This is a genomic window from Shewanella subflava, from assembly GCF_025971955.1.
GTDB lineage: Bacteria > Pseudomonadota > Gammaproteobacteria > Enterobacterales > Shewanellaceae > Shewanella > Shewanella subflava.
In genome coordinates this window covers 129,034-145,420 of record NZ_JAPDMX010000002.1, presented here as the reverse complement: position 1 = coordinate 145,420, position 16,387 = coordinate 129,034, and the positions used below count along the sequence as shown (strand labels likewise).

Sequence of the window (16,387 nt, the reverse complement as noted above, 5' to 3'; positions counted from 1 at the left end):
CGGTTACAAGTATGCGGTTGATTGGAGCACAATATGCAAAAATTAATGAGTGCGTTACTTAACGCGGCTTGGCCATGTGGCTTGCTGTTTACAATATCTTTGTTCTTGAGTGGGTGTGATAACGCACAACCCCATCCAGAAGTCCTAGATGTACAGAGTCAGCAGCCGATAGTGATTAATTGCTCTGATGATTGGTATCAGCAGGTTGAAAAACAATTACGCTCTGACGATGGTCAAGGCCACGGCCCTGATTTAGGCAGTGATGAGTGGCAAAGCGTGATTGAATTTAAGTTAGGTTTAAGAGGCGATCTGAGCGTGCCTAAGCGAAACACCGATGCATGGTGCACTTTTATTGATGAGCGTTTACAGCACTAAAATCTTGCCTGCACTGGGTGCAGGCAAGATAACATCATAACATTTCGCTTAAAAATCTCGTTGCCAGCCGGCATAAACCGTTGTTTCCCATTGGCTACTATCCAATGTTTGTGGGTACTCACTGTAACCAATCGTGCCACCCAGTTTCAGTTTTCCGGCAAATAATGGGCGATGATAGCTGGTATCGAGTTGATACACTCGTTCATATCTTCCTGGTGAAACAGGATTGCCACCAACCTGTGGGTTACTGTCTGAGCCATCGACATTTAACCTTAACCAACGTAATTTAGTGCTTAGGGTTTGCTGATTATCCAGCTGGGTGATAGCCCCAACAACGAAGGTTTCAGAGTCATTGTCATAAGTGCTACCTAAACTTCTTCCGTAATAGCGATAACCAGACTGGTAAAATCCATGTTCATAGAGACAGTTGTATATTTGAGGGTCTATACCGCAAGCAACCTTGGTATCTGCGTATTCGAGAAAAAAGCGCGTTGACAGCTGCGCGATATAAAAATCAACTCCGCCCATGTTAGCGGCATTGATCAGTTTATTTTTACCATTATGATAATCTTCATGGGTACGCTCATAATACACACCGTAGGGAATACCAAAGGCAGTATCAGACCATCTGAAGTCATAACCTGCCAACATGTTTTCTTGGCCGTTTTCTATTTCACCTTCATTCATGCCACCGTTGAATAAACCATCCCACCAGTCTGATAGGCTATTACCGTAGCCATCGCCGCCCCATTGCATGGTCCAAGATGCACCAATTTCAAGTTTTGATATTGGGCGCAGTGTTCCTCTAGCGCCCCAATGGCGAGCATTAGCAACGTAGCGTTCGCTTTCCATTTGACTGAAGCTGGTGGTAAATGTCCAAGGGCCAGCCCAGCTTAACCAAGGGGTATCGAATGCTTGGCTATTATTTCTGGAAAGGGTGATACCGGGTAATGGTCGCGCATTATTAGTTTGGATTAAGCCTGTATCCCAACTGGGGCCCCAATACTTTTGGACCGCGCCCGCAAAGACCATCCAATTACCTAGCATGACGGCGGCAAAGCTGTCATCTAAGCGGCTGCGGTTGCCATCAATCGAGTCGTGATGATAGCTGGCCGCCAGTCGGCCACTAAACCAATCTTGGGTGACTTCCACCTTTACCTCAGCTTCAGCCTTGTCACGGTAATCATTGCCAAAACCGATAAAGCGAGCACGATCATTTGCACCATTAAAACCGGTAGAGATGTTCAGGCCTTGATGATCTTTTTGATAAGCGGCAATAATTCTTTGATAGGCATCGGCTTGCACGCCGGTTAATGAGGCGATATCGGAGTTATCAAGATCACTTTTAATTCCTGCCCACATTAATGGGTAGGTAGTGATCGGCTGAATTATGATGCCATTATCTGATAAGAGTTGAATGTCGGCGCGTAAAGAGAGATCGGTTGGTTCTATCCACCAAGCTGCTTGAGTGCTAAAGCTTGATAGCACAGCGATCCCTGCCAATGGTAATAACTTCATTGATTTTCCTAATTGAACTTTGATGTTTTAGCCACGATATGAGAGTGAAATTGCGATAATAAATGGCGTGCTCATATCGATGGGCCGATGACTATGTCTTGGTATTGATAAATTGGTTTTGAGCTGATTTAGTTGTTTCAGCATAGGTATTTAGCATAGCAACCTGATGGTTACGAGTCATGCTATTTACCGTAAATGCTCGCGCATCTTCATTGTTAGATAAATAATATGCCGTTGCAGGTTTAATTGAGCCACTATTGCCAGAAGAAATATTGATCATATCAGCATAGATTTGATATTTCATTTGGGCTTTCTTGAACTGCACATAATTGTCTAGTTTTTCATTATATTTAATTGGCACAGGTTTTGTGGTTTCAATTGAGTTTTCAGCAGACGCCTTAGCATTTATATCCACATTGGAGGTGGATTGTACTTTAGAATACACCTTAGATTGTTCTGTCGCCTGTAAAGCGCGAGCTTGAGGACTAATTGACACCGTGCTAGAGATATCTGTTGTCGGATTAAGCAAGCGCTTTGGCTGGGCTGTATCTTGAGGTTGGCTTTCTGTACGCGCTATTTTTTGAGTAAGCTTGTCAGCACTTGAATGTGCATTTGCAATAACAGATAAACCTTGAGTTGAAATGGTATGCATTTAGGCACCTTTAACGTATGAGAAAATCAAAATACCAAGCTGAAATTGGGTGATGATTTTAACTAAGTAATCTGATAAATCAGATTGAAAAATCATCTAATGGCGCGTTACTAACACTCCGCTTACAAAATCGCCCAGTGAATCATGCGAATGTTACAATCATTCAACTTTTGTGTTGTTTTGTGAAACATGCATATTTTGCATGTGACGTGCAATTGTTTAGCGTTACCGGTTATTGATATAGAATGACGTCATCTTAAAGCATGGTTTTGAAGCCCATGGCGACAAGCATCTGCACAACTCATTTCTAAAAATGGCTCAGATAGGATTAAATGAAGATAATTTTACTGACACATCAACGGGAACTCGACAGAAAGTCTAATACTGGTCAACTAGTGCTTGATGTGATGGGATTAGCGGCAAGACAAGTCATATGGGATAGAGTTAACCCCGATGAGACATTATTAAGCTTGATTGAACAAACGAAAGTTGGCTTGTTATTTCCTGAATCAGAGACCGATGAAAAGGAGGTGGGAGGCCAGCCAAGACAGGTTTGTATCGACGAAAGTAATAAAGCGGCATTGGCTGAATTTGAATACTTAATTATTATTGATGCCACATGGCAAGAAGCCCGCAAAATATACAATCGCAGTGTTTACTTACGTGCACTGACAAAGGTGAGTTTATCTCATTCGATGAAGTCCAGTTTTCGGCTAAGAAGGAACCAAATAGACGGCGGGCTCTGCACCGCAGAATGCGTTGGCTTGTTATTGAGCTATTCAGATCAAATGCAATTGACGAACAAATTAATGCGTAAGTGGCAATGTTTTAATAGCAATCACAGTCAATAAGTGGTCAGAAATAGCCAAGAAAAAAGCAGGGTAACAAGGCAGGTTTTAATGATAAGTCATTATTCTACAATCTAAAATTCATTGTCGAAATTGCGTATTTCACCAGCTAGAATGCTCAGTGATTTATAACCATAGGAATATACTCAAGGCAGAAATTACAGCGCTTGAAATAAAACTGGGCAAGTTCCCTATGCCCAATTTTCAATCACAAGATAATTCAATTGTTAATATAATGTTAAGCTGAAGTGTAATGCAAGACCTTTACAAAAAAGCCGGTATCTTTTTAACAAAGATACCGGCTTGATGGACGGGTAAGCCAATGAGTTAGAGTTTGTAACTCATGCTTAACATGATCATGTGCGCTGTATAGTCATGGCTATTGCTGCCAAAACCGACCACATTCCATATTCCGTCTGGGGCGATATCGTTCGCGGCATCATTATCTAAGTACTTTTCAATTTTGTAGTCTAAACGTAGACCCATTTTGTCAGTAGCTTGATACTGTGCAAACAAATTAACGTTATGTACTTTGGCAAAGTAATCACCGTAATCACCAGTAATTCCCTGGCTAACCTGGGTATTACTGTCTGATTTAGAGTAGGTATAATCTAAGCCTAAACGTAAACGACTATCCATTAAGTTGTTGTAACTTAACCCCGCTCCCATGACATCAATCTTATCTTCAATTTCAGCTTGCCAAGTTGCAGTGGTAAAATTGCTGCTGCCTGATTGATCTGAATTGACGGTTTGATGGTTGTAGAAAGCATTCAACATCATATCTGCTGAAAGCATATAGCTAAGGTTTGCATCGTAGCTGGTGTCTTTAGACTCAGTTAAGCCGATTTCAGTATTTTTGTAGTCATCAAGCGCGTAGCGAACACCAACATCGATTGTGAGCTCATCAATTGGAGTATGGCTGATACGTGCTTCAACTTGACTTCTGTCTCTATCGGCAAGGTAATATTTACGCAGTAATGGGTTTTGCTCTTTCGATGTCCACTCAGACACTTCATAGTCAGAGCCGTCACGTTGACCGTAACTGCCTTTAACCCACATGTCCCAGTTTTCAAAACTGTTGACGCGGATTCGAGCCCAAAGGTTGTTTTCATCGGTGATTTCACGGTCTTGGTAACTCCGCTCATCACGTTTAAACTCGTAACCGCCGTCTAATTTTAAACCGTAGTTGATGCGGTAATCTGCGCCAAGTTTCGCTCTATGCGATGTGTGATCGTATGGCGTGTTATAAGCCACCTGACCATTGACATTGTTGATACTAATTTGGGTCCATTCTTCAACTTGAGTGTTGTTTTGGCGATCGCTGTAATTGTAACTGCCATTCACTCTAAAGCTGCGGCTGATTTTAGTCACAGCCTTTAAGTTCATCCCAGTAAGATCAACACTTGCATCCAATGACTCAGCAGGCAGTTGATAGCCATAACCCGAGGTAACAAACTCTTGATCTTGGGTCATTTTACCAACCATTACTCGTCCTGAAACCGCTGTAACAGAGTCATTGAATTGTCCCATCAATGATACTGTGTGTGCTTCATTGTCAGGGTCGAGTGACATATAACCCCGAGTTTGAGCACCAAAGGTTGGGTTAAACGCGTTGTCATAACTCAGTTGGTTATTAGCATTCTTAAATGATGAACCATTGTAATTTAAGCTAGTAAACCAATTGTCACCTTTTAACTTAATGCCCGCTTCTAAGGTATCGGTTGTGTAATCTACCGGCTCAGCAAGCATCATTGACTGATTAAAAAAGCTGCCTGAAGCTTGTTTAGTACCGGTTTTATCTTCACGTTGAAAATTAACAAAGGTGGTAAAAAGCGATTCAGTTTGATATTCAATGCCCAATCCCGCTCTTTCGCGGTTAAGCGATAACTCAAATGGATTCAAACTTGAATATAACATGGGCATTTGTGAGCTAGCACCGGCAGTGATCCAATTGTCAGGTAAGGTCAAATTATTACCACCCACGCCTAGATAAGGCGTTAGGGCAGTATTAGAGGTATAACTGGCAATCGAGCGATAGTTAAGGTTAAGGTTATAAGTGCCTAACTTGCCGACATTAATATCAGCACGGCCATTGTCCATACCCATATCGGTGGCTTCTACATTGGCTCTATAACCATTATCGCCGAGGTATTGAATATCTGCATCGAGTTTTCCAGCAAGTTCATTTGCTGTTTTAAACGCATTAGCCGACTTGATATCGTCTTCGCTGTTGTAACCCATGCCAATGCCAACACTGCCTGAAGTGCCAGTTTCAACGGTACAGCCTTTACAGGACCAGGCTGAAAATTTCACATTTTCAGTGTTAGCGTTGGCTAAGCCATATCCGCCAGCCGTTGCCATAAAACTCGCGGGGGCAAGAAGGGCTAGGGTGATTAAGTTTAATTTATAGTTCATAGTGTTAACTCCCTAGCGCTGTAATAGCTTACCTGATGGATGGTTTGAACCATGCACTTGGCTATGGCAGTTTAAACAACTGCGGCCACCGGTAAATGCGTTATCTCCAACATTGGAGCCCATACCTGTGTTGCCTAAATAGGCATTGCTAGCATGGCCATCGCTGGCATGACATTGCTGACACAGTTGTGGCGCGCGTGTTTTTAACATGCCGTCATTCACACTACCGTGTGGGTTATGGCAGCTAACACAATTCTCTGTTACTGGCGCGTGTTCCCAAAGTTTAGGGCCACGTTTTTCAGTATGACACTCGTAACAGGTTTCATTCACGCTAGGTTTAATTAAATCAGCATCTGCTAGGCTTCCGTGTGGATTATGACAATCACTACAGGTCATTTGATTCCACTTCATTGGGTGACTAGAACGCTTATTCATATCGGTTTTTTGTTTAGTATGACAGCTTGTACACACTTCCATTTCCGTTTGCTTAGACAGCACCGGATCTTTAGCGGTATGAACACTGTGACAAGAGGCACAAGCCACATCGGCATTGTCGTGATGGCTAGTATTCCATGACATACGCTTGTCATCTAAATGACAACTCATACAAACACTATTTTGCTTGTCAGCTGGCAGTGTCGAGTTAGGCCCGAAAGCGATCATCGGCTCTTTGCCACCTTTGTTATGCGAACCTTGCGGACCGTGACAGGCTTCACATTGTAAGCCAGCCATTGGGCTTTTACTTGAATCAATTGCCCCATGCACGCCTTTGAATAGGTCCATGACCTTTTCTGAACGTTTGTGACACATTAAACAAGAGTCAGCACCTTTAGGTGAATATTTGCCTTCTGCAAATTTGGTATCTAATGTCGCTTCGACTTCTGCCGGCGACATTTTCTCATCCCATTTTGCGGCATGTGCAGGCATTGCCAAACCCACCATTAACACGGCGGCAGACAATAGCCCTGCAAAAATTGAATTGGTTTTATTTGTTGTCTTCATCAGTAGACTTCCTAATTTGTCCATAAAACGCTTTATGTAACTTATCAGCGCGTTGCCAAGAAAAGGGAGAAGTTAATCACTTCTCCCATGGGCAAATTACATTTTGATCTTGCTATGATTTTCAATGCTTGGGGCATGACAGAAGAAACAAGTTTCTAACTGAGCTGCAGCATTTGCTTCTTGGTAAGACCCGTTAATAACCGCGCCTTGACCCTCCGCATGAGTTTTGATTGCTTCAAAACCATGACAAGAGGCACAGGTTGCGGTGATAGGTGTGGTGTAGCTATCTCCGCCACCGGCAGTTGCTAATGCGCCTTTAAGCTTGAATGCATCTAGATTGAAGTCATTGTGACACTGAGTACAATCTTTAATAATGCCTTGCTCGCCATGAACACTATGCAGTTTCATTTCTAGTGCACCTTGTTTAGCACCAGATGCATAAGTTCCATCAGGTGTGTGACATGCCACACAAGCATCAACGCCGATAATAGGCTTATCGTTGGCATCATTGGTGTGAGAAACCTGCTCTGTCATCACAAAACCAGCATGGTGACCTTTGTGGATTTCAAACGTATCACCGTGACAATTTTGACAGGTGTTAAAGCCAACTGAATTAACATGGCGGTAGCTAGGAGCATTACCCGAGTATGTCGCGTGGACGAGTTCAGCCTTCATACCGGTCGTTGCAACGCCTTCAGCACAATCTATGGCTTGCATACCATCGTTACACATTTCTAAACCAATAAAGGTAAAGGCTGTGTCAGTATCGTCATTACCAAAAGGTAATGACGGGATGACAAACTCAAGATTTCCATCGACAATGGCAGCGCCATCAACTAATTGACCTTTAGAAACCAGATCTTTAGCAATTTTGGCTAGTCCACTTCCAGGGCTCTTGTTGTAACCCATAATGGGGAAGTTAGGGCCAACGTTTGTGATGGTTTCTAATCGTTGGATTTTGCTGATTAAAGAGGCTGCATCTGTTGCTGCACCATCTGCATTAAGGATAGTGACAGAAAGGGTAGCCGATAAATCAGCATCGGTAGCTTTATTGGCGACTAAAGTTGCCGTCATGCCATATTGGTTAATGAAAGCTTTTTTCTGAACAAAATCACCTGTATGAAGTTCTTCTGTCCAAGAAGCGTTATGACAAGCGATACAGTTTGAGTTGTCTAGCTGTTGAGAGTGACCTTGACCGGCTTTAAAGTCGATATTGGTGTGGCAGCTTGTACAGGTTTCCATGGTTGGAATACGTGTCCAGTTACTCCATTCTGTTAACTCTTCAGACTCAACGTGGCAAGTTTGGCAGTTGTCTTGCACTATTGCATGAGCGGCGTCTGCACTTTTATCCATGTTACGGCCATACATTTTATTGTTGTTGTGGACGTTATGAATTAAATGATCAAAACCAACTTGTACTTTTCCTTTTTCATCAGCCATTTCGTTGGTATGACAAGAGGTACAGGTTTGCAGTGATGTGTAGCTGTGGTAGATGCTTTCGCCCTTAGCATGACATGTGTTACAGGTTTCATTGCTCACGACGTTTTTGCTGTACAGCGCTTCGTAGCCTTCACCACTAAAATCTTCGGTGTATTCAGTACGAGGCACAGTGGTTTTGCCATCTGCTAAAGTAGATGCTGCAGCTATGACATTATAACGCTGTGTTAATTGAGGGTTATAGCCTTCAACATCAACAACAAAGCTGTATTTACCATTTTTTAAATCGGTAAAGGCATTTTGAGCGCCAATATACTGCCATTGTGCACTGTTACCTGCACCCGTTGCGCCGGTTGGTACTAGCTGAACCACTTTTTTTATTTCTAATTTTTGTAAACCAATTACGGGTAAATCATCTTCGCTAGTTGCGAAAACTTCCACGTGTGGTTTGCCGTCTTCATATGTGACTTTGGTAATGTCGAGATTTAGCACTTTAATGGCTTCAGCAGGCTCTCCGCCTGGGTTGCCAGGGTTACCCGGATTACCATCATCACCACCACAACCAGCAAGTGTCATAGAGGTTGCTGTTGCTAACAACAACGCAATTTTTGAGTATTTTGTGTTCATCATATTTTCCCTGCAAAGGTAAAACATCATCTTAACTGGCAGTGTCCTCTGCAAGGTGCGCCTAAATGGTGCTTATTATTCAGCTAAGTAGATGTTGGAAAATGTATTCCTATCAATAAGGTTACTGCACCTGAGTTTAAAAATCTTTAATCCTAGGGTGAATGTGTGACTCTGTTCTAACTATTCCTAAAGGGGTACTTAGAAATGCTAGAGAGGAGACAATGTCTCCTCTCTTGTAAACCGTTATTTAAAAATAACAGGATGAACTTTATCTACACCAAAGGCTTTGCCTTCCGCGTGACAAGTCGCACATGTTTCTGAGCCAGGGACATAAGTTCCGACAGGATCATTTGCTGCACCACCTTCTGAGCGAATATGCGCAACGATGGACTCTTTAACACCATGACAACTGATACACGTTGCTGCAGTAGGCGAGAATTCTACTCTGCCTAACTCGGGATCAGTTGTTTGGGTTGCTGGAACTTCATCAAGGTTTTTCATGCTTAACTGGCCTTTATCATGACAGGTAGCACAATTTCCATAATGCGAAGGGAAGGTGATTCTATCTTCTGCTCCAGATTCTTGTCCCTTACGTTTATTAGCATGTAAAGCATGAATGCGAACTTTAAAATCAATATGTTCGACTATTGATTTGCCACTACCTCTAGAGTAGGTCGCGTTATGACACATTTGACATTCACCTTCAAAGTTTGTGTAAGAACCATCATGTTTAATTTTGGTTCCGCCAAACTTAGATAAGTATTTGCCATCATGACAGTTTGCACATGTTTCGTTGCTGACAACTTGACGGCGTGCAGTAACATTTTCTGTTCCTGACAAATCAAAGGGCACGATTTCACCTACAATCGTTGCAGGACTTCTTGCTTCGTCAGAGCCAGTACCACAAACAACACCCTGTAAAGTATCTCTGTCGACACACATTTTTGTCGTGATAACAGCTGTAGAAGGTAGCGTGGCGTCAGCAGCTAAATCCATTCCTGAAATAACGTAACTGAACAATCCGTCTTCCGACTTAATTGGAGTTTGTTTTAGTAACTCGACTTTTTTGTAACCCGCTTCAAAATCATTTGAATTACCAAAACCAAGCATTAAATTACTTTGCGATAGTCTCGCATCTAAATTAGGGCTACTCACACTTTGTTCGTTAGTGTCCGTCACCTTAATGTCAAAGCTGAGCTCTTGTTTGGCCTTGTCGTAGCTAACACTATTCGCGACTAAACTTGCACTGTAACTATCTTGTGCATTTTGTTTAGCGACCGAATCTGTAAAGTGATGTGCTGCACCTGGTGTGCCTTGATCAGCATGACATGTCGTACAATCTGTTGTGCCAATATATTTTTCATGCATGTCACTTTTGATTTGAGCAGGATCGGTTGAGCCAGAGTGACATGAGCCACATGCTAATGCCGTATGGTGCTTAAAGTTATCGGTATCAGGAGGGCTTTGCTCTGTATCTTGGTGACAAGCTTGACAGTCATATAGATCGGCAGGGAAGGTCACTTTTGAATAGTCGTGCACACTTCCTTTATATCCAGCAATTAAATAATCGCTTTTATGGATTTTGTGTGCCATGTAAGCAAAATCAATTGGGCTACCCGTTTCTGGGTCAGCTGAATAGTTAGTGTGACAAACTTGACAATTTTCTAATGCAAAACGCTTGTCGCCATGAAGAATGAGTTTTGGTGCCCAAGCATGATCATAATCATCGCTATGACAACGTAAACATGATTGTTCAAGCGAATTAACGATGCGACTTTCTTCTTCGCTTACCGCTTCACCCGTCGTTGGGGAAAAATCAAAGTGAGTATTGACCAGTTTATTGGTATTTTGATCAGCTCTTAATTCCATCGTTATGCGGTGAGTTAACGTTTCATCGTAAGTCAGATCTAAACCTTCAATTGGCTCTAAGTTATTTAAGTTAAGATTGAAGGTGTAAGTATATTGTCCTGGTGCTTCAGTGGTTAAACATGCTTGTTTACAGCTTGATTCAATCGTTGCTTGGATCTGAGTGCCCGCTTTATCTTCGTATCCTGGTGGAATTTCTGCAGCAACTGGAGTGACAACTTTGTTGTTATAGTTTATCCATTGTGGCGTTTTATAGCCTTTGCCATTTTGTGGAACAAGCTTAGCAATACCCAAGCCTAAGGTGTCCACGCCAGGATAAGTCACAAGGTCGGTAATCGCTACACCATTAGCATTTTCAAGGGTAAAGTTAACTTTTATTACACCATCGGTGATATCGGTATTGTTAATCGTAACGTGTAAACTTGATGCTTTTCCGACAGAAAGGCTAATTGGGCCATCTGGGCCGTCTTCACCATCTTTACCATCGCTTCCACAACCTGCTAGTGCAAAGGATAAAATCCCTGCACTAAAAACAGCTTTAGCTGCTGCATTAAAATTAAATCGTTTCATCATATTTTCCCTGCAATATTATCACTTAAGGTTATTCATCCCTAAGTGTTTGGTTTTAACCCATAGACAGTTTAACTAACCTCTGACTCTTTCTCAGCGAGAGGACGCAAGAGTTGTGAACTATGTCCATCTATTCCTTTAGTAGTAGAGCTTTAACGATGATGTTGACGTCATATGTTAATTTTTTACTAAATTAAACTGTTTATTTGTAAAGATATCAGTTTTCTTTGAAACTTTTTTCAACAATAACATTAGCAAAAATATGGTCATTGAGATTGACAGAAATGTGTTCTTTTATGGTCAAAATTCAGATGTGTGATTTTGGTCACATTTTGTAACTTACTGAAAAGAGTACTAATTGAGAATAAATCTCATTAATGCTCTTGGGTTTTGATAATTTACCTTGAGTAAACCAATTTTGTGATGAAGGTGAAGAGTTTGCAGATATCATCCAATCTAAATGTAAATTCAAATTTTCAATGAGCTGGAAATTTGCATAGGTTCTAAGTTGTTGGTTTGATGTGTTCGATTGCGCCAATAGAGGTAGGGTCATTTGATAATTCATGCCAATAATGAGCTTATTATTGAATAGTTGGTGCATGATCACTTCGCTGCCTAACACAGTATATTCTTGGTGGTTTGAGGCGTATTCTAGCTGCCGTTCTGACACTGCATGATGTGATGCATATGCAGCTGGATAAGCGGTATATTGTTGATGTTTTATAAAACTGTTAAGGCTGAATTGTGTTGATGGTTGCCACTGTGCATTTATGCCAATGTGTGCAGCAGGTAATGCCTGCCAAGTTGAATGCTCATCGATGTCATAGGATTCGCTACTGCTTAATATGCTCACTGATGGAGAAAAATACATTGTGTCAGCTTCTGCATGCCCAAAAGCTTGCTGAGACGGCATAAAATGGTCTGTTGATTCTATATAGGTATTGTTTTCAAACTCTCCTGCATTACTGGCTTGATGAATACCTAACATTGAGCAGAAGGTGAATGCGACAAGTAAGATGCGGCTCATTAACATTCTCCTTTTTAGTGATACTCATCATTATAGCCATCTTGTATTAATAACAACTTATTCAAATTTGTGAGAATATTCGACAGCGATATTAAATATTTTAATTTTAAAACAACAGCTTATTAAATTGTTATGCCTTGTTGCGTACTCTATTCCTATGCTGTTTTTGAGTACTTATTTACTGTGATGAGTATGACGTAGCAATCAATGAGATACATACACAAAAGCGCAACTCTCGCGCCGCTAAAGTTACAGTAAATAAAGTATAGAAGATGTTTTGGGACGTGCTTTGAAATTATTAAATTGGGCAATGATTGTGCAACTAGTTGCCAAAACGAAAAAAGGCCGTCTTTAGGGGTTGATTGCACAGATGCGTTAAGGGATAATCGCCGCGTTCTAGATAAGCTTTCAACTTTTTTAGAAAACTATGGTGACCCTAGGGTCCCCCCGCAACGATAACTTGTGAACTCGGCCAGGCCCGGAAGGGAGCAACCGCAGCAAGCGACTCGTGTGCCGGGGTGTCGGCTCTAGGGGAGCCTCCAAACTCCCTCACTTGCTTCTACTTTGCAGAATTTATTCAGTGTGTTTTAACTGCATTACTGATTGTTGTGGTTTTTGCTTTTGTTGTTCTTCTTTTAATCTTTTTTGTAAATTGGCTTTCAAAAATGCTCTTGAACGCTCTAATGCACAACTTATTTCAGTTTTCATTTGCTTGAGTTCGTTATAATCTTCGAAGAAATAAGTATCCACTAGGTGCCTAATGTACCTAACTGGCAATTGATTTAAGGTTACGCAGCAAAGATCTGCCAAATAGTCCTCAGGCAGCTCATCCATCAATCCTTCGTCGCGTAAGATTTCCAACAGTAAGACTTCATAATAATTACGGAATTCTAAGTGCATTGTGTGACTCCATTGAAATGTTTTTTATTCTGCAATTGCGGTCTTTCACAGGCTGGCTATGTTGTTCATTGTTTTATTTTTACACCCAAACCTGATTTGCTGCAATCAACAATTGACTGTGTCGTAGGGTTAAGGCTTCAACTTGACGACTATAACCACCCCCTATAACAGCGGCAATTGGGATGCTTTGTTCTTTTGCTACAGACAATACTAGCTTATCTCTTTTAAGAATGCCTTGGGTTGAGATATTTAAGTAACCCAAATCATCATCCTCATGAATATCCACTCCGGCATCATAAATAATCATATCCGGTCGATGTAGTTGGATTAAATATTTCAATATGCTGCTAATGTGATCAAGGTACTCGTTATCATCACATCCTTTATCAAGTTCAATATCGTAATCTGATTGCGGTTTTCTGGAAGGGAAATTTTGTTTGCAATGTACCGAGCAACTAATAATGTTTGGTCTGTTTTGGCATAAGGTTGCCGTGCCATCACCTTGGTGGACGTCACAATCAAATATGAGTACCGTATCAATCTTTTCAGTTTCAATAAGATGATTAGCCGCAATGACTAAGTCATTAAAAATGCAGAAGCCACTTCCATATTCATGGTGAGCATGATGATATCCGCCAGTAAAGTGCACGGCTATCTGATGTTCTAGGGCCAGTTTGCAGGTTAGCAAGGTGCCATTGATTGCATGAAGGGTTCTGTCGACTAAAGGCTGACTCCAAGGAAAACCAATTCTCCTGAGTGCCTTTGAGTCAATGGTTCCATTGATAAAAGCATTGACATAATCTGGGTCATGTACTGCTTTAATAAGCTCAAGATCTATTTTTTCAGCTTGGTAACGCCTACTTGAGCAAACTAAGCCGCTTCGAATAGCATGCTCAAATAATTGCTGGTATTTAGCGGTAGGGAAGCGGTGCATAGCGGGTAACGCCAACTGAGAATAGCTGGCGTGATAGACAAAGGGCAGTTTCATGATCCCATTACAACTGCTTTATTGCCCAGCCCATAAATTCTTTGCGGGTTTTTTCATCTGCCTGTAACCACCAATACTGTAGCATTTGCTCAGCTTGGGCTGGGTTATCTGCTTTAATTGGTTGAGCTGTATTGGCTTCACTGGTGGCTACCGCCGTTGCCGCAACAGTGGCAGATACCGCAGGTTTTGCTGATTGAACAGCTGCGGCGGTCGCGGTGTCACTTCCAGTAGCATTGACCGCTAAGGCATCAACGTTATCACCTTTATTGCCACTAAAAATGTTGGTAAGAAACGATCCTTCTTCAAAATTCGTTTGTTCAACGGTGTAATTGACCGCACCTTTGTCTTCTCGCGTGATTATGATTTTTGGGTCTTTGGCAAAAGATTTTGGCCGTTTAACTACATCACCATCGGCAGCTGATAACGTGTAATTGACATCGGCATCAACATTTAATGTCACGATAAACGGGGCTGACTTGATAAAGCTTTGGCTGTCGCTGAAATCATCTTCCACCATATCATGATATCTGATGGCGATTTTATGACTTCCATTGTCCAGTGATAAATCAGATTTGTGGCTAAACATGTTTGTTTCAATCTGTTTACCATCCAGCGCTAAATATTCAAAAGACATAGGAATAGTGAGATTAGCTGCCATCAACGACGTTGATGATAGCAATGCCATAATAGCACCGGTGGTGACGAATGATTTCATTGTTGCTCCTTAACGATTAAAACTTTGGCGAGGACGCTCAAAGTGTTGTATCCGCTCTTCAATATAACTGATAGCTTGGCGGCATTTACCTAAACGACGATGCATTAAAAGGATGTCATTTTGCAATCTAATTTTGTCAGCAGCATGACATAACTCTAGATTTGATTCCATTTGTTGAATTTTATATTCAAACTTTTTAGCCCAGTTGACATGTTTGTTCAATTCTTCATAAAGCTGATGACTGTTATACATAACATGAGTTGCAATCCAACCAAACTCACTGTTTTGCATTTTTTGTTGTTTTTTCGCGTATCGAGCCCGATTGCTGGCTTTTTTCTGTTCGGCCGATTTTAGGTTCAACCCAGTGGTTAACAATGCCCGTCTTAGTGCGGTAAACCTATCTTGAATGCGTTGGCAACTGAGTTCAATAGTGCTTTTGGTTAGCTTTAGGGTTAACTGTTTTTCTAATTGGGAGACATCTTTTCGTAGTTGTTGAACACACGGCAATAATTGTGCGCCTTGCTGTACAAACAGATTATGGTTAAAGCGCTCAACGTGTTCGAGCGTTTTTTTCTGCTGTGGTGCGAGTTGTTGATCATGTTGAAGGACTTCTTGTTCGATATGATCAAGTTGCTGCTTCAACGTTAACAGTAGTTGTTGGGTGTTCATACCCAAGCACTCCATGCTAAATGAGTCGCAATACTAACAACAGAAATGATAAATAGTGGCTTGATAAATGGAATCCCAAATCGAATCGCACTGCGGGCTCCGATGAAGGAGCCAGCCATCATACACACACCCATCCACAAGCCTAATAACCAATCAACTTGACCAAGAAAGGCAAAAATGACTAAGGCGGTAATATTACTTATCAACGTCATCACTCTGGCAAGCGCACAGCTTTCGAGCAGCGGTAATTTATGCAGTGATATAGATGAAACGGTCCAAAATGCACCTATTCCAGGCCCTGCAAAACCATCATAACCACCTAAGATTAATCCTTGTAATCCTTGACGAGTATTAGAGGGCGCTTTTCGGGGAGATACACAATGGTTGCCTCCCATTGCTTTCGGGCTGAATAACGTATAAATAGCAATACTGATAATCAGTAAGGGTAATAACTTTTCAAGCCATTCTGCTTTGAGTAAAAAAACTAGCCCACATCCTAAAATGGCTCCTGCGAAGGTGGCAATGGCACTGGTTTTCCAAAACATAGGCGTAAATAATTGTTGTTTATAATAAGTGTAGCTAGAGGTAGTAGAACCAAAACAGGCTGCTAGTTTATTGGTGCCTAAAGCTAAATGTGGAGGGATCCCCATCGCAAGTAATGCTGGAATAGATAATAATCCACCACCGCCAACAATAGCGTCTATAAATCCTGCAATAACACCTATAATCGCTAAAATTGCAAGGTGGTTAGGGTCTAACAATAGTTCCAAAAATGTAC

The 16,387-nt window shown here is 41.6% G+C and carries 14 protein-coding genes and 1 other RNA gene; 3 read left to right on the top strand and 12 right to left on the bottom strand.

The features are described from left to right. The first annotated feature begins 33 nt into the window (after window positions 1–33). Entirely contained in the window at window positions 34–375 is a 342-nt protein-coding gene (locus OHT75_RS01185; protein ID WP_264724546.1) for a hypothetical protein, read from the top strand. Between the two features lie 48 nt (window positions 376–423). Here OHT75_RS01185 and OHT75_RS01180 read toward each other — a convergent pair whose 3' ends face one another. Together OHT75_RS01180 and OHT75_RS01175 are read right to left on the bottom strand one after the other, a co-directional pair. Beyond that, window positions 424–1,893: a capsule assembly Wzi family protein gene (locus OHT75_RS01180; protein ID WP_264724545.1), complete on the bottom strand. Its 1,470-nt coding sequence runs from the start codon at window positions 1,891–1,893 to the stop codon at window positions 424–426. Between the two features lie 91 nt (window positions 1,894–1,984). Next, complete coding sequence (locus OHT75_RS01175; RefSeq protein ID WP_264724544.1) at window positions 1,985–2,545, bottom strand: hypothetical protein; 561 nt, start codon at window positions 2,543–2,545, stop codon at window positions 1,985–1,987. 332 nt (window positions 2,546–2,877) lie between these two features. Between OHT75_RS01175 and OHT75_RS01170 the strand changes: the two genes are divergently transcribed. Further along, entirely contained in the window at window positions 2,878–3,396 is a 519-nt protein-coding gene (locus tag OHT75_RS01170) for a tRNA-uridine aminocarboxypropyltransferase (RefSeq protein WP_264724543.1), read from the top strand. Between the two features lie 324 nt (window positions 3,397–3,720). Here the strand turns inward: OHT75_RS01170 and OHT75_RS01165 are convergent, their stop codons facing one another. The 5 genes from OHT75_RS01165 to OHT75_RS01145 form a co-directional block, all read right to left on the bottom strand. After that, window positions 3,721–5,808: an MtrB/PioB family decaheme-associated outer membrane protein gene (locus OHT75_RS01165; RefSeq protein WP_264724542.1), complete on the bottom strand. Its 2,088-nt coding sequence runs from the start codon at window positions 5,806–5,808 to the stop codon at window positions 3,721–3,723. Window positions 5,809–5,820: 12 nt separating this feature from the next. Continuing rightward, window positions 5,821–6,750: a DmsE family decaheme c-type cytochrome gene (locus tag OHT75_RS01160; protein ID WP_406681940.1), complete on the bottom strand. Its 930-nt coding sequence runs from the start codon at window positions 6,748–6,750 to the stop codon at window positions 5,821–5,823. A gap of 156 nt (window positions 6,751–6,906) precedes the next feature. Further along, window positions 6,907–8,877, bottom strand: a complete 1,971-nt coding sequence (locus OHT75_RS01155; protein ID WP_264724539.1) for an OmcA/MtrC family decaheme c-type cytochrome — start codon at window positions 8,875–8,877, stop codon at window positions 6,907–6,909. Between the two features lie 240 nt (window positions 8,878–9,117). Further along, window positions 9,118–11,313 (bottom strand): OmcA/MtrC family decaheme c-type cytochrome, encoded by a 2,196-nt coding sequence (locus OHT75_RS01150; RefSeq protein WP_264724537.1) that lies wholly within the window; start codon window positions 11,311–11,313, stop codon window positions 9,118–9,120. Between the two features lie 322 nt (window positions 11,314–11,635). Beyond that, window positions 11,636–12,337 (bottom strand): MtrB/PioB family outer membrane beta-barrel protein, encoded by a 702-nt coding sequence (locus OHT75_RS01145; RefSeq protein ID WP_264724535.1) that lies wholly within the window; start codon window positions 12,335–12,337, stop codon window positions 11,636–11,638. Window positions 12,338–12,773: 436 nt separating this feature from the next. Between OHT75_RS01145 and ffs the strand changes: the two genes are divergently transcribed. Beyond that, window positions 12,774–12,871: signal recognition particle sRNA small type (ffs, locus tag OHT75_RS01140), an RNA gene on the top strand. A 39-nt stretch (window positions 12,872–12,910) separates the two neighbouring features. Here the strand turns inward: ffs and OHT75_RS01135 are convergent. The 5 genes from OHT75_RS01135 to OHT75_RS01115 form a co-directional block, all read right to left on the bottom strand. Next, on the bottom strand, window positions 12,911–13,237 hold the full coding sequence (locus OHT75_RS01135) for a late competence development ComFB family protein (RefSeq protein ID WP_264724534.1): 327 nt from the start codon (window positions 13,235–13,237) through the stop codon (window positions 12,911–12,913). 79 nt (window positions 13,238–13,316) lie between these two features. After that, window positions 13,317–14,228, bottom strand: a complete 912-nt coding sequence (locus OHT75_RS01130) for a histone deacetylase family protein (protein ID WP_264724734.1) — start codon at window positions 14,226–14,228, stop codon at window positions 13,317–13,319. A 4-nt stretch (window positions 14,229–14,232) separates the two neighbouring features. Further along, window positions 14,233–14,940, bottom strand: a complete 708-nt coding sequence (locus OHT75_RS01125) for a DUF2057 domain-containing protein (protein WP_264724533.1) — start codon at window positions 14,938–14,940, stop codon at window positions 14,233–14,235. Window positions 14,941–14,949: 9 nt separating this feature from the next. Further along, window positions 14,950–15,609 carry a primosomal replication protein gene (locus tag OHT75_RS01120; RefSeq protein WP_264724532.1) on the bottom strand — a complete coding sequence of 220 codons (660 nt, stop codon included), beginning with the start codon at window positions 15,607–15,609 and terminating at the stop codon, window positions 14,950–14,952. Beyond that, window positions 15,606–16,379, bottom strand: a complete 774-nt coding sequence (locus tag OHT75_RS01115) for a TSUP family transporter (protein ID WP_264724531.1) — start codon at window positions 16,377–16,379, stop codon at window positions 15,606–15,608. The genes OHT75_RS01120 and OHT75_RS01115 overlap by 4 nt, the downstream gene beginning before the upstream one ends. Between the last annotated feature and the right edge of the window lie 8 nt (window positions 16,380–16,387).

Bases quoted from the DNA above. Each gene is read 5' to 3' on its own strand.
- OHT75_RS01135 (WP_264724534.1), bottom strand. From the start codon at position 13,237: ATGCACTTAGAATTCCGTAATTATTATGAAGTCTTACTGTTGGAAATC.
- OHT75_RS01120 (WP_264724532.1), bottom strand. From the start codon at position 15,609: ATGAACACCCAACAACTACTGTTAACGTTGAAGCAGCAACTTGATCAT.
- OHT75_RS01185 (WP_264724546.1), top strand. From the start codon at position 34: ATGCAAAAATTAATGAGTGCGTTACTTAACGCGGCTTGGCCATGTGGC.
- OHT75_RS01175 (WP_264724544.1), bottom strand. From the start codon at position 2,545: ATGCATACCATTTCAACTCAAGGTTTATCTGTTATTGCAAATGCACAT.
- OHT75_RS01170 (WP_264724543.1), top strand. From the start codon at position 2,878: ATGAAGATAATTTTACTGACACATCAACGGGAACTCGACAGAAAGTCT.
- OHT75_RS01125 (WP_264724533.1), bottom strand. From the start codon at position 14,940: ATGAAATCATTCGTCACCACCGGTGCTATTATGGCATTGCTATCATCA.
- OHT75_RS01155 (WP_264724539.1), bottom strand. From the start codon at position 8,877: ATGATGAACACAAAATACTCAAAAATTGCGTTGTTGTTAGCAACAGCA.
- OHT75_RS01160 (WP_406681940.1), bottom strand. From the start codon at position 6,750: ATGGTGGGTTTGGCAATGCCTGCACATGCCGCAAAATGGGATGAGAAA.
- OHT75_RS01145 (WP_264724535.1), bottom strand. From the start codon at position 12,337: ATGAGCCGCATCTTACTTGTCGCATTCACCTTCTGCTCAATGTTAGGT.
- OHT75_RS01150 (WP_264724537.1), bottom strand. From the start codon at position 11,313: ATGATGAAACGATTTAATTTTAATGCAGCAGCTAAAGCTGTTTTTAGT.
- OHT75_RS01180 (WP_264724545.1), bottom strand. From the start codon at position 1,893: ATGAAGTTATTACCATTGGCAGGGATCGCTGTGCTATCAAGCTTTAGC.
- OHT75_RS01165 (WP_264724542.1), bottom strand. From the start codon at position 5,808: ATGAACTATAAATTAAACTTAATCACCCTAGCCCTTCTTGCCCCCGCG.